Below are 13,040 nucleotides of genomic sequence, written 5' to 3' on the forward strand. Positions count from 1 at the left end.
TCCCTTATTCTTGTGCGATAGCTTCAGAAACTACTGCTTGAGTCTTTTCTTCGTTCACATCACTAGCGGCTTCATCAGCTAGGTATACTTTCATACCTGGAAATAACTTGAATGCACCTTTGTTGGCAACAAGCTGTCCTGCTGTTACACCCGAAAGGATCATGACCTGCTCACCATGTCGCTCACCCAACTCAACGGGGACTTGTTTGGCGCGATAGTTACCCTCTTCATCAGTCTCTAAAACAAAGACATAGTTACCTAATGCATCACGTTTTATCGCTAAATCAGGTACAACGGCAAGAGTCGTTTCATTCGCAATGGGCACAATCACCGATACCAAGGTATTCGGCTTTAAGGCCAAGGTTTCTGATGGGAGTTGTACGCGATATTTTAGGTGACGTGACAGACGAGATAACTGTGGATCTATTGCGATAATTTTTGCTTCGAATACTGCATCTTGATTAATAGGACTAATCTTGACCGTCGAAGATAAACCTAATTCTTGGTAAAGCTGTGGCAGATTAAAATCAATCCAAGTGAAATCATTAACCCCTACCAGTTCAAGTACTTGACTGTTTTTATCTAAATATTGACCAATTTCTAGTGAATGAATACCGATTTTAGCGGTGAATGGTGCAGTTAATGTCTTCTTATCGATGGCAGTAGTGATAGCTGATATCTCTGCTTTAGCTATTTGTACCGCAGCGCGAGCCTGATCAACCTGTTCTTCACTAATGCCACGGTTTTTATGCAATTTAATATTACGATTTAACGTTTGTTGATTTAATGTCAATGTCGCTTCAGCAGCCATTAAGCGCGCATCTTCGTCACGATGGTCTAATTCGAGTAATACTTGTCCTTTATTTACAATCTGACCTGACGTTGCATTTAAATGAGTAATTTCCCCAGCCAATTCGTTGTTGAGCATTAAAAATTTAAATGCTTGTACCTCGCCACTGACTTGAATATTTTTTTGGTAACTCATATTAGCCACCTTCACTGCGGTTACTGTTGCCGCCATCTCTGGCATATTTGCAGCTTGCTCATTGGCAGCTTGTTGTAGCGATGCTTTGTAGTTATATAAGCCAAAAATTGTGCCGGCTAATATGATAATCACTAAAAGCCATTTAGTTATATTCATGATTATTCCTTTATCTTTTTTATTCAAGCACTTAAGCTCTATGTTTAAGTGGTTTTGTGTTTGTCAGCTGCTGCGTTTTGATTCTCTTTATGGAAGTAAATCAATGCAGACTCTTAATTTATTATCTAAGTTGTGCACCTGTTAAGTGCAGACAAACTTTTTCAATATCATCATTTGAAATCTTTTGTTGCCAATCGTATGTATTCACTAAACGTTTCATGGTGCGAATATGAATATTATCGGCGGCTAGTACGAAGCTATTTTCATCTTCGGTATTCTCTTTAAGATCATTATGCCAGCATTGGTGCAAGCGCACGGTTTTAAAGTAACCGACCGATAAGGACCAAGTACCTAAATTGATTTCTTCAATATCTCGATTGCCTGAGGTTAATTCACCAGAATCCGCTGCGGCTTGTAAAAACTGCTGAAACATAGCTTCGCATTTTTTCCCACAGGCGATCATTCTCGTTAACCAACGCTCTGAGCATCGTTTCATCATCGCTTCGGTATTCACAATACTTTCGAGTTGATTATCAAAGTTATACATTTGAACTTTAGAGAAATCTAACAAGCTTGTCGCTAAAATACGCTCTGGTGTTGTTAAGGGTAATGCGAGTACTTTTTCGAAAACCGATTGTCGCTCTTGATACATGCGAGTAGCTAAGGCAATAAGTACATCTTCTTTACATTGTACAAACTTATAAACCGACCCCATTGACAGACCTGCTAACTTAGCAATGGCAGACATGGAGAAGTCTAATAAACTACTTTCTTCTATTGCTTTAATTGCCGCACAAATGATTAATCTTTCTTGTTCTTCTGCACTAAATCGTGGAGCTGGAGCCATGTAAAACCTATAGAAAATGTTATTCGAATGTCGTTCAAATGCTATTCTAACTGACTTAATGCCAAGTTCAAGCACAAAATTTACTGAGTTACCTGATAGGGAGCATTTAAGGCTTGTCGTTTAAATGAAAATAAACGCTATAAAAATTAACTGATGCTCTTTGACATAAAGGTACTGTAGGGATCTTCTTGATAATCTGCGAAGGGCTGACATGGATGAAAACCAAGTTGCTGATAAAGTGCTTGTGCGGGCAAAAATGCATCCATAGTGCCTGTTTCTAAACTTAGTCTTTGGTAGCCTCGGCTAATTGCTTCTGCAAAGATATACTCCAACAGGCACTTGGCGACTCCTTGACGTAAAAAGTTTGCTGAAGTACGCATGGATTTAATTTCACCATGGGTTTCATCTAACTCTTTTAACGCTCCACAACCCGCTAGTTCACCATTTTTCCAAACACACAAAAAGGTAATTTCCCTTTGCGCTAATGCCGATAAATCGAGGGCGTGAACACTCTCTGGTGGAGAGTGTAACAGCATCTCTTGATGATGTTGCTCTAGCAATGCGATGACTGATGGGTGTGTGAGTGATCCAATGCAGACTTTCATGCTTTCCTTAAAATATTTGGATTTTCAGAGTTAATGTTATTAATGTAGATGAAACACTTCGCCTATAGGGAGCGCATTAGCAAGCTAATGACAAAAGCAAATAAGTGAATCCGCTTAATACCAAGCAACTTCATAGCAATACAGCGATATAAACTTTATTATTTTCTGTTTTGTTTCTTGGTTTCTTTTAATAAAGCCTCTTCAAACTCTTCCGGAAATAAGACCAAGCCTTGATTATCTTGATTTGGAAAAGCAACTAATGCTAGTTCGTCATCTACTAAGCCAGTACTCCAACGGCTGTACCATTTACTCAATGATATAGCTTCAGCTTTACATTCCTGCCATTCATCCGTTGCCCAGCGCTGAGCAAATTCCTCGTTTGGCCATACAGGCACGCAATCTTCATCTTCTGTATTTAGCATCACACATCCATGTTTGTCAGCTAATATCCAAATTTCTTTGTTACTAATTACTTGTTGAAGTAGGTAATTTAAACGTTTTTCTTCATCGTACTTTTCTATCGTATTGAGTTGATCGCTGCTGATTGACATAGTTGCCTAGGAGGTTTGTATAGATGAGCAATATTTTACCGTGTTAGTGCTAGGCAAACAACATGAATGAGTTTGCCCATTACACAGTAGGAATTAGCATTGTTGGTTAATGACTGATCTTTTTTCTGTTAGAAACTAAACCACTTGATAGTAGACGTATGAGAATAATTTTAGGAAAAGATAAGAATTAGGCAAAAAAAAACCGATAGCAGGGCTATCGGTGACTTAGCTATGAGGAAAGCTAGAATATTCAATTATTACAACAAGCGTCCGCATTAGGGAACGAAGAGAAGTATAGAGTAAACGCTCTATATTCGCAAGTGTTTTTGTAATTTTATTCCATTCGTGTTGCTTTCTTACATTGTGTTACTGCTAAATAAATGTCTTTTAAGTATTTATTGCTGATTTAAGACACCTTTGTTTTAGTTAGATCAATAAAAAGTCAGTAGGGTGTTTGGTGATTTAGCATGCATACAGTAAACTATCGGCAATTATAGTTTTAACATTGCTTAAAGTGAAAATATCATGTCTACAACAGATCAAAACTCTCAAGCCAGTGACTTACCTACAACGTCAGAAATACCCGCTAATGTCGACAATGAAAGTACCACTCACTTTGGTTATAAAACGATAGAAAAAGACGATAAAATTTCAATGGTCGCTGGTGTATTTCACTCGGTTGCTAAGCAATATGATGTGATGAATGATTTAATGTCATTTGGTATTCATCGTTTGTGGAAACGTTTTACTATTGATGCAAGTGGTGTACGACCTGGTAATAAGGTCCTAGATCTTGCTGGCGGTACCGGTGATTTAACTGCTAAGTTTTCCAAGTTAGTTGGCCGTGAAGGTAAAGTTATATTAGCTGATATCAACAGTTCTATGCTAAACGTTGGTCGTGACAAACTGCGCGATAAAGGTTTAGTGCAAAATATAGAATATGTGCAAGCAAATGCCGAATATTTACCTTTTGAAGAGAATACTTTTGATATAGTTACTATCGCCTTTGGTCTTCGCAATGTAACAGATAAAGATAAAGCGTTGCGTTCTATTTATTCGGTACTCAAACCAGGTGGTCGTTTACTGGTTTTAGAGTTTTCAAAACCTGAACATGAATTATTGAATAAAGCTTATGATTTTTATTCATTCAATATATTACCTAAAATGGGTGAACTGGTAGCAAAAGATGGTGAAAGCTACCAATATCTAGCAGAATCCATCCGGATGCACCCTGATCAAAATACCTTAAAAGGCATGATGGAAAATGCTGGCTTTGAACAAACAAGTTTTAAAAACTTAACTGGTGGTGTGGTTGCTTTACACAAAGGTTATAAGTTTTAACCATGGCACCACTTCACAACCAGGCTGTCACTAAAATAAGCAACGACCTATTATTAACACAGGTTGTCACGGCAACCCTTGAATTGATTATTAATAAAGCTCTGAGCTTGAATAATAAATCAGTCTCTTTTGCTGCTGTAGCGCAAAAGACGCTAACACTTAACTTGGCGGAGTTACCATTTTCGTTAAGTTTTACCTTAGATAATACTTCAATGCCTGCAAGCATTATTGTCCGCTCTGGTTATGAGTATAGTGATTGCACGATAAATACCAGCGTAAATACGCTTAAAAAGTTGAAAACTAACGTGCCTTTGACACAATTGATTAAAAGGGATGAACTAGATGTTAGTGGTGATATTAAAATAGCACAACAATTTTCCAATATTGCTCTATCACTCGACATAGATTGGCAAACAGAGCTTGCTAAACATATTGGTGATGTACCAACTCATAAACTTTTACAGTTTGGTAATAAAATTACTAAATCACTTTCTAGCACAGGTAAACAGCTTGAAGCAGATATTAGTGAGTACCTTGTTCATGAAAAACGGTTAGTCGTAACGAACTCCCAACTAAATGCTTTTAACCAAATGACCAAAGATGTTGCTAGTGAAGTCGATGCTTTGTCAGCACGCATTGATAAACTCATTGCGGATACAGCGGGACAATAATTAAATACTAGTCAGCACTAGCCTCTAATAAAAAATAGGAAATAATCACCACTGTGAGTAGCCAACGCCTTTATCAAATAGTTAAAACTTTCTTGAATTTCGGTTTAGATGACATGGTACCTACAGCTATGTTGCCATGGTATGCAAAAGTGGGAAGACATAGTTTATTTTGGTTGAGGAATAAACATAAAGATAAAACCCCAGAGCAGCGTTTTCGTTTAGCGATAGAATCGTTAGGGCCTGTTTTTATCAAGTTTGGCCAAATGTTGTCAACTCGACGGGACTTATTACCTCCTGAATTAGCTGATGAGCTCGCCTTATTACAAGATAAAGTCACCCCTTTTGATGGCGAGCAGGCAAGAAAGATCATTATTGAAGCCATGGGGGCTGATGTTTTTGAAAAACACTTTAAACATTTTGATTTTACTCCATTAGCCTCTGCCTCTATTGCGCAAGTTCATACCGCAACTTTACTGACCGACGAGCAAGAGACAAATATTGTAATAAAGGTTTTACGGCCTAATATTAGTAAAACCATTCTGGCTGATATAAAAGTGATGTCACTGTTTGCTGGCATCGTTGCGCGATGGTTACCTGATGGTAAGCGTTTACGCCCTAAAGAGGTAGTCGAAGAATATCGAAAAACGATTATCGATGAATTGAACCTTAACCGCGAAGCTGCAAATGCCATCCAATTAAAACGTAATTTTGAACAAGGAAGTGAATACGACAAAGCGCTTTATGTTCCTGAAATTTACAGTGAATATAGTTTTGAGAATGTATTGGTAATGGAGCGTATTTATGGCATTGGCGTAGGCGAGGTAGGTACGCTTAATCAGCTTGGTGTAAATATGAAATTACTTGCTGAACGCGGTGTGGAAGTGTTTTTCACGCAAGTATTTCGTGATAGTTTCTTTCACGCAGATATGCACCCAGGTAATGTTTTTGTCGATGCAACTCAGCCAGAAGACCCTACTTGGATTGCTATTGATTGCGGTATTGTTGGCACATTAAATCGGGAAGATAAACGCTATTTAGCTGAAAATTTTGTTGCCTTTTTTAACCGAGATTACCGTAAGGTTGCCCAGCTACATGTCGATTCTGGTTGGGTGCCAGTCAATACTAGCGTTGATGAATTTGAGTTTGCCATTCGCACTGTATGTGAACCTATTTTCAACAAGCCACTGTCGGAAATATCTTTTGGACAAGTGTTAGTCAATTTATTTAATACTGCTCGTCGTTTTAATATGGAAGTGCAACCGCAGCTTGTGTTGCTACAGAAAACCTTACTCTATATTGAAGGATTAGGACGCCAGCTCTACCCTCAGTTAGATTTATGGCAAACAGCCAAGCCATTTCTAGAAAATTGGGTGAAAGATCAAATGGGTGTTAAAGCCGTTTTAAGTAAAGTTAAAGCGAATTTACCTTTCTGGAATGAAAAACTACCTGAAATACCTGACTTAGTTTATGACTACTTAAAAACTAGCCGTGACAACCAGCATCAACAAACGCAGTTGATGCAGACCTTATTGGCGAACCAACGTAAAAATAACCAGCGTATTATTTACAGTATTATTGCAGCAGCAGTAATGATTGCCGGAGCTATTCTTTTAACTCATTAACATTAAATTCTCGCTAACAGAATAATAAATTAGGCTGATTGGCATATATTCGGCGGAGATAGTTATTTTCATAATAACGTGAAGTTTTAATGCTAGAGGTTATTTAATAAGAGTTGTGACTCCTTTATTAACACCATAAATATCGCTTGGGTAGAAACCTAAGGTAACATGAAAGTCTTTATCAGGTAACCGTAAGTTTTGACGATATTTTGTTGCCAGCGATGATTGAGCAACAACAAAGTATGTGGTTTTATCTTTTCTACTTACCCGGCCTAAGCCACGTAGAGATACAGATAAAATTGTCCCAATAGCAACGTCTTTTGTCACCGATTGGTATTCGTATGGGTTAATTAACGTCATGTGGAAAGTATGAAGATCTCTTTCGCTTTGATATTGTCGATAACGCGTGAAGTCATCCCCTAATATTTTTTGCATTTGGCATAGGTATCGCTCAAGATCGTCCTCGCTCACTTTCCCGCCTATATAAGTTAAGCCGCTATTATCAGTTAATTTAATGACTTCTAATTGAATAACTAATGCCTTTTGTATCGCTAGAGGGGTATCAGACATAGGAGCTTCTTTAGGATGATTATTGGTGTTTTCAGCTAAAAACTTGTTTATAGTCTTAGCCGATAAACTGGCTTGCCAACATATTATAAAAGTAAATAAAAAAACTTTTAAAATAGTTACTTTGTTGATTTCATTCATTTATTGCAATCACTTCATTAGACAATAATTTTAGTGTTGATCGTATTACAACTAAAATTAAACGCTAGCGTTGTTCTAGTCAAAAATTAACACTGTAAATATATCATTATGGAACATAGGTGAATTCTGTAGTGTTAATGAATCCCTAGATAATGTCATGCGCCTTGATGAATATTTACAGCTTATGCACGGGAATAAAAAAAAGCCTAGTCTTCCCAATAACTTACTTTTTAGCTTGCTTGGCTTTCGCTAATTGAGCGCGTAAACCTGCCATGCCTTGTTTATTTGATTGCTCGACATGTTCAGCTGTTTTTTTCTTTGCTGCGCCCAATTCCCAATTTAAATCATCTTGTGGTAATTCATGTAAGAAGCGGCTAGCCTCGGTGCGGGCTACTTCACCAAATTGTCTACGCTCTCTGGCATAAGTAAATATTAACTCACGTTGGGCTCGTGTAATACCAACATACGCGAGGCGACGCTCTTCTTCCACACCACCTTCATCAATACTGGTTTGATGGGGTAATAAGCCTTCTTCCATACCAATAAGAAATACATAGGGAAACTCGAGACCTTTAGATGCGTGTAAGGTCATTAACTGCACTTGATCGTTACTGTCTTCTTCTTCATTACGCTCCATCATGTCGCGCAAGGTCAAACGAGTAACAATTTGGGGTAGGGTCATTGGCTCTTCATCATCACTACCTTCTAGCATTTGCGTTACCCAACTAAATAGTTCAGTAACATTTTTCATCCGCATCTCCGCAGCCTTTGCACTGGGTGAAGTATCGTATAAGAAGTCTTCGTAATTAATTTGGCGGATCATGGAGCGCAGCACTGCTGCAGTATCACCTCGCTCAGCCTGATCAGCAATGTCAACGACCCACTGTGTGAAGGCTTGCATCTTCATTAAGCTGCGACCCGTTAAGGTTTGCTCTAAACCCAGCTCAAAACTTGCAGCAAACATACTAATTTGGCGCATATTAGCGTAGGTGCCCAATTTTTCTAATGTTGCTGGGCCTAGTTCCCGTTTAGGAACATTCACAATACGTAAAAAAGCATTATCATCATCAGGGTTAACCAGCACCCGCAAATAAGCCATGATATCTTTAATTTCAGAACGTGAGAAAAATGAGGTACCACCACTGATTTTATATGGGATACGGTTCTGCATCAGTGCTTTTTCAAGTAAACGAGATTGATGGTTACCGCGATAAAGTACAGCATAATCTTTATATTGGCTACGATTCATAAAGCGATGACCAATCAACTCACCAATGACTCGCTCTATTTCATTTTCTTCATTTTTTGCTTGAATGACTCTGAGTTCTACCCCGTAAGCTAACTCGCTAAATAATGCTTTATCGTAGACATGCGGGTTATTAGCAATCAGAACATTGGCACATTTTAAGATACGTCCACTCGAGCGATAGTTTTGCTCCAGTTTAATCAGTTTTAGTGTGGGGAAGTCTTTACCAAGCAGTATTAAATTCTCTGGTTTTGCACCGCGCCATGAATATATTGATTGATCATCATCCCCAACCACCGTTAAGCGGCCGCGTTCACCAGTGATATGTTTAACTAATTCGTACTGGCTCGCGTTAGTATCTTGATATTCATCGACCAATAAATAGCGAATTTTATTTTGCCAACGCTCTCGAACCTCTGGGTAGTTTTTCATTAACAGCGTGGGGATTAAAATGAGATCATCAAAATCTAATGCGTTATACGCTTTCATGTGTTTATGATAGCGCTGATAAAATTCAGCATACTCGCTGCTGTCTGCATCATTTGCCGTTTTCAGAGCATCATCAGGTAAGAATAAATCATTTTTCCAATTGGAAATCTTACTTTGCAGTTGACTCAATAAATCTTTATCGCCATCTAATTCATCAATGGTTAACTCTTTGAGTAATGCTAGAGTATCTTGATCATCAAATAAGGTAAATCCAGGTTTGTAACCTAAGATCTTTATTTCTCGACGAACAATATCAAGACCAAGTGAGTGAAAGGTAGAAACGGTTAAACCACGTGTTAAATCTCTACCGAGCATTTTTTGAATACGCTCTTTCATTTCTCGTGCTGCTTTATTAGTAAATGTTACCGCAGCAATATTTCGCGCTTTGTAATCACACTTTTGAATAAGGTAGGCAATTTTTTGACAAATAACCCCAGTTTTACCTGAGCCTGCGCCAGCCAACACAAGGCATGGGCCACTCACAAATTTTACTGCTTCATTTTGTCCTGGATTTAGTTTCATTACTTCTTGGGTTACTTAATTCAAATAAACTTTCATGTGGTCGATTTTACCTGTTTTTAGTCATCGGCAAAACAGTTACAATGATATCAAGTGAAATTGATGAGAAATTATTATGTTGAATGCAAAAAAGATTGAAGAAATAGCCAAGCAAGTAACTGAGTCTATTCCGCCAGGTTTAAAAAGTATGGCCAATGAACTTGAAGATAAAGCGAAAACGGTTCTGCAAAGTAAATTATCACAACTTGATGTTGTCACACGCGAAGAGTTTGATGTGCAAACACAAGTACTAATAAAAACTCGGGTAAAAATAGCAGAACTTGAAGCTAAGTTAGCAGCATTAGAAGAGAAAATAGCGGCAAGTTAACTACACTCAAAATCAGTCAGCATCATTAATTAAATACCAAGGACGAGATCATACCATGTCATCTTCTAATGTAGCCCGAACGGTCGGGCCTTCAGCAATTACCTGTTTCAAAGCTTATGATATTCGTGGAAAACTAGGCGAACAATTAAATACCGATATTGCGTATCGAGTTGGTCGTGCTTTTGCCCAGCATACCCAAGCTAAAACCGTGGTCGTGGGTGGTGATATTCGCTTAACCAGTGAAGAGTTAAAACATGCGTTGGCTGAAGGATTAATGGCAGGTGGTACCAATGTTATTGATTTAGGCTTAGCAGGTACCGAGCACATTTATTTTGCGACCAGTCATTTACAATGTGATGGTGGTATTGTTGTAACGGCTAGTCACAATCCTATTGATTACAATGGTATGAAGCTTGTACGAGAAAATTCAAAACCCATTAGTGGTGATACAGGCCTTTTCGATATCCAAGCACTTGCTGAAAAAAACGACTTTATTGATGTTGCTACAGTAGGCACGCTAACCACTGCAGATATCTCCCAAGCTTATACCGAGCACTTATTAAGCTATATTGACAATAAAAATATTACCCCGTTAAAGTTGGTAGTAAATGCAGGAAATGGCACTGCAGGTCCAGCTCTAGATGTCATTGAAAGGGCTTTTAATGCGCTCAATATGCCTGTTGAGTTTGTTAAAGTGCATCATCAGCCTGATGGTCATTTCCCAAATGGTATTCCAAATCCATTATTGGTAGAAAATCGTGCGGCAACTCGTGATGCAGTCATCAAGCATAATGCTGATATGGGCATTGCCTGGGATGGCGATTTTGATCGTTGCTTCTTGTTTGATGAAAACGGTGAATTTATTGAAGGTTACTATATTGTTGGTTTATTGGCAGATAATTTTTTAAGCAAAATTAAAGGCAGTAAAAGTGAAGCAAAAATTATTCATGATCCTCGATTAACCTGGAATACTATTGATATTACCGAACAGGTGGGAGGCAAAGCCATTCAAAGTAAAACGGGTCATGCTTTTATTAAAGAGCGCATGCGCAGTGAAGATGCTATTTATGGTGGTGAAATGAGCGCACATCATTATTTCCGAGATTTTTTCTATTGTGATAGTGGCATGATCCCTTGGTTGTTAATCGCAGAGCTTATTTGTTTGCGTAAACAGCCTCTTTCTAATTTGGTAAAAGAGCGTATTGCTGCTTACCCATCATCGGGTGAAATTAATAATAAAATTGCAGACCCTAAAGCGGCTATCGCGCGTGTACTCGCTTTCTATCAAGACCAAGCGCAAGTTATTGATAAAACTGATGGTATTAGTATGGAGTTCGGCAATTGGCGTTTTAACTTGCGCAGTAGCAATACTGAACCAGTGGTTCGTTTAAATGTTGAATCTAAAGGTGATGTAGCATTGATGCAGGAAAAGACAGAGCAAGTTTTAGCTTTATTGTTAGCGGAGTAATCTTTTTTTAGGGCTAAGGGTTTAATAGCTAAGGGCATATAATTTTGGACGTAAATTCTAGCTATAGCACGCTTTCATTTAGTGAGTTTGTTGAGCAATATAAAACTGATTATGAACGCCTACCAAAGGCGAGGTTATTTGAATTAACTTTGCCTTGGTTAGTTGCAACAGCAGAATTTATGCTTCCTGAAAATAGCCAAATAATTGTTCATTGTTTGTATCACATAAGTGACGGGAAAAAGCCAAAATTAACAATTGCTTGGCCTTTGGTTCATCGTCTTAATAGTAAGAATAAGGTATCTCAACCTGAGATTACCTCACTTACTAGTTTTTATTCTTCGGTTGCTGAACCAATATTCTTCATTTCTCCGTGTAAAGTAGCCATGCGTCAATTGCTTATTCATATAGATAAACAATATCAGTGGCATAGTATGCAGCTTGGTGATTTTGACGAAGGGCTAGTTGAACAAGCATTATTAGAGTATTTTCCTTATCAACGGCTATTTTCTATAACGGATAACGTCTACCAAAGGGATATAAGTGATTATTCAAGTTATTATCAACAACGACCCAGTCAGCTACGCAATACGATAAGAAGGCGAGAAAAAAAGCTAGCTAAGGCGCATCAATATCGAACTGAAATAATCACCAATGTTGAAGCATTCGATTCCGCATTTTTAGCATATAAAACGATTTACCAGCAAAGCTGGAAAGGTGAAGAATATAGTTTCAATTTTATTAAGAAGGTCTGCCTCTCAGCTATCGCTGAAAATAAATTACGCTTTGGTCTTTTATTTGTTGATGATGAACCAGCAGCTGCGCAGCTGTGGTTCTTGCAAATGGCTGACGATGATAGTGCAGAGCAGAATAATAGTGAACTATTTCAAACGACAGCTTCAATTTTTAAGCTAGCTTATAGCCCTAAATATCAGCAATATTCAGTCGGTTCAATTTTATCTTTAGCGCTATCTGAATATGTCATCAGTAAAGATAAAGCGGCTAATATTGAGTTTGGTATGGGATCTGAAGCTTACAAAAAAGATTGGTTAATCGATAAACGAACTAGGCAAAGTTATCAGATTTTTAATCCTGCCAGTATTTATGGTAAGTTAGCTATTATTCGTTATATTGCAATACCGCGTTTAGTAAAATTTTTCATCAGGAAAAACAAGTAATAATGACTTCTGCACAAGCCTTTGAGCAAACGACCGAGCAATCTAGAGAGCAAACCATTGCACAGCTAATTAAATTACTTATTGCTATTATCCCAAGTTATGATGAAAGCTTCTGGAATGTTGATACCGAATTATTTGGCGCCATTGCTGAATTTGACTCAATGGCTTTAGTCACCTTAATTGGTGAAATAGAAGAGTCATTTGATATTGACTTTGATGATGATGATATCAGTGCGGAGAATTTTTTTTCGGTTGCAAGTTTAGCTGATTTAGTTCTTGAGCAAAGCTAG

At 38.0% G+C, this 13,040-nt stretch carries 13 protein-coding genes; 7 read left to right on the top strand and 6 right to left on the bottom strand.

The genetic code is table 11. From position 1 onward, the window contains the following. Positions 1 to 4 precede the first annotated feature (4 nt). The 4 genes from ND2E_RS11625 to ND2E_RS11610 all read right to left on the bottom strand — a co-directional run bounded on the left by ND2E_RS11625 (position 5) and on the right by ND2E_RS11610 (position 3,144). Positions 5 to 1,141: an efflux RND transporter periplasmic adaptor subunit gene (locus ND2E_RS11625; protein WP_033093697.1), complete on the bottom strand. Its 1,137-nt coding sequence runs from the start codon at positions 1,139 to 1,141 to the stop codon at positions 5 to 7. A 121-nt stretch (positions 1,142 to 1,262) separates the two neighbouring features. Then, a complete protein-coding gene (locus ND2E_RS11620) occupies positions 1,263 to 1,988 on the bottom strand; it encodes a TetR/AcrR family transcriptional regulator (RefSeq protein WP_033093698.1) in 726 nt (241 codons plus the stop codon). Positions 1,989 to 2,134: 146 nt separating this feature from the next. After that, positions 2,135 to 2,593, bottom strand: a complete 459-nt coding sequence (locus tag ND2E_RS11615) for a GNAT family N-acetyltransferase (protein ID WP_033093699.1) — start codon at positions 2,591 to 2,593, stop codon at positions 2,135 to 2,137. Between the two features lie 158 nt (positions 2,594 to 2,751). Then, on the bottom strand, positions 2,752 to 3,144 hold the full coding sequence (locus ND2E_RS11610) for a DUF2750 domain-containing protein (RefSeq protein WP_033093700.1): 393 nt from the start codon (positions 3,142 to 3,144) through the stop codon (positions 2,752 to 2,754). Between the two features lie 525 nt (positions 3,145 to 3,669). Here ND2E_RS11610 and ubiE point away from each other — a divergent pair. The 3 genes from ubiE to ubiB are packed head-to-tail and all read left to right on the top strand — an operon-like array spanning position 3,670 to position 6,778. Next, a complete protein-coding gene (ubiE, locus tag ND2E_RS11605; protein ID WP_223303596.1) occupies positions 3,670 to 4,485 on the top strand; it encodes a bifunctional demethylmenaquinone methyltransferase/2-methoxy-6-polyprenyl-1,4-benzoquinol methylase UbiE in 816 nt (271 codons plus the stop codon). Positions 4,486 to 4,487: 2 nt separating this feature from the next. Continuing rightward, entirely contained in the window at positions 4,488 to 5,156 is a 669-nt protein-coding gene (locus tag ND2E_RS11600; RefSeq protein ID WP_033093701.1) for a ubiquinone biosynthesis accessory factor UbiJ, read from the top strand. 53 nt (positions 5,157 to 5,209) lie between these two features. Continuing rightward, positions 5,210 to 6,778, top strand: a complete 1,569-nt coding sequence (gene ubiB / locus ND2E_RS11595; protein WP_033093702.1) for a ubiquinone biosynthesis regulatory protein kinase UbiB — start codon at positions 5,210 to 5,212, stop codon at positions 6,776 to 6,778. A gap of 99 nt (positions 6,779 to 6,877) precedes the next feature. On the opposite strand, the gene ND2E_RS11590 is transcribed toward ubiB, so the two are convergent. After that, positions 6,878 to 7,486, bottom strand: coding sequence for a hypothetical protein (locus ND2E_RS11590; RefSeq protein ID WP_033093703.1), 609 nt, complete (start codon positions 7,484 to 7,486; stop codon positions 6,878 to 6,880). A gap of 223 nt (positions 7,487 to 7,709) precedes the next feature. Continuing rightward, positions 7,710 to 9,743 (bottom strand): DNA helicase Rep, encoded by a 2,034-nt coding sequence (rep, locus tag ND2E_RS11585; RefSeq protein ID WP_033093704.1) that lies wholly within the window; start codon positions 9,741 to 9,743, stop codon positions 7,710 to 7,712. Between the two features lie 112 nt (positions 9,744 to 9,855). Here rep and ubiK point away from each other — a divergent pair, with 112 nt between their 5' ends. From ubiK to ND2E_RS11565, 4 genes are read left to right on the top strand one after another with little or no spacing between them, the layout of a single operon-like run. Next, positions 9,856 to 10,107: a ubiquinone biosynthesis accessory factor UbiK gene (gene ubiK, locus ND2E_RS11580; RefSeq protein WP_033093705.1), complete on the top strand. Its 252-nt coding sequence runs from the start codon at positions 9,856 to 9,858 to the stop codon at positions 10,105 to 10,107. Between the two features lie 55 nt (positions 10,108 to 10,162). After that, entirely contained in the window at positions 10,163 to 11,575 is a 1,413-nt protein-coding gene (locus tag ND2E_RS11575; RefSeq protein ID WP_052056484.1) for a phosphohexomutase domain-containing protein, read from the top strand. Between the two features lie 44 nt (positions 11,576 to 11,619). Then, positions 11,620 to 12,750 carry a GNAT family N-acetyltransferase gene (locus ND2E_RS11570; RefSeq protein ID WP_033093706.1) on the top strand — a complete coding sequence of 377 codons (1,131 nt, stop codon included), beginning with the start codon at positions 11,620 to 11,622 and terminating at the stop codon, positions 12,748 to 12,750. Between the two features lie 2 nt (positions 12,751 to 12,752). Continuing rightward, positions 12,753 to 13,040, top strand: a complete 288-nt coding sequence (locus ND2E_RS11565) for a phosphopantetheine-binding protein (RefSeq protein ID WP_052056485.1) — start codon at positions 12,753 to 12,755, stop codon at positions 13,038 to 13,040.

This window comes from Colwellia psychrerythraea (genome assembly GCF_000764225.1).
GTDB lineage: Bacteria > Pseudomonadota > Gammaproteobacteria > Enterobacterales > Alteromonadaceae > Colwellia > Colwellia psychrerythraea_D.

Excerpts from the sequence above, each read along its gene's own strand:
- ND2E_RS11625 (WP_033093697.1), bottom strand. The coding sequence starts at position 1,141 with ATGAATATAACTAAATGGCTTTTAGTGATTATCATATTAGCCGGCACA.
- ND2E_RS11620 (WP_033093698.1), bottom strand. The coding sequence starts at position 1,988 with ATGGCTCCAGCTCCACGATTTAGTGCAGAAGAACAAGAAAGATTAATC.
- ND2E_RS11615 (WP_033093699.1), bottom strand. The coding sequence starts at position 2,593 with ATGAAAGTCTGCATTGGATCACTCACACACCCATCAGTCATCGCATTG.
- ND2E_RS11610 (WP_033093700.1), bottom strand. The coding sequence starts at position 3,144 with ATGTCAATCAGCAGCGATCAACTCAATACGATAGAAAAGTACGATGAA.
- ubiE (WP_223303596.1), top strand. The coding sequence starts at position 3,670 with ATGTCTACAACAGATCAAAACTCTCAAGCCAGTGACTTACCTACAACG.
- ND2E_RS11600 (WP_033093701.1), top strand. The coding sequence starts at position 4,488 with ATGGCACCACTTCACAACCAGGCTGTCACTAAAATAAGCAACGACCTA.
- ND2E_RS11590 (WP_033093703.1), bottom strand. The coding sequence starts at position 7,486 with ATGAATGAAATCAACAAAGTAACTATTTTAAAAGTTTTTTTATTTACT.
- rep (WP_033093704.1), bottom strand. The coding sequence starts at position 9,743 with ATGAAACTAAATCCAGGACAAAATGAAGCAGTAAAATTTGTGAGTGGC.
- ubiK (WP_033093705.1), top strand. The coding sequence starts at position 9,856 with ATGTTGAATGCAAAAAAGATTGAAGAAATAGCCAAGCAAGTAACTGAG.
- ND2E_RS11575 (WP_052056484.1), top strand. The coding sequence starts at position 10,163 with ATGTCATCTTCTAATGTAGCCCGAACGGTCGGGCCTTCAGCAATTACC.
- ND2E_RS11565 (WP_052056485.1), top strand. The coding sequence starts at position 12,753 with ATGACTTCTGCACAAGCCTTTGAGCAAACGACCGAGCAATCTAGAGAG.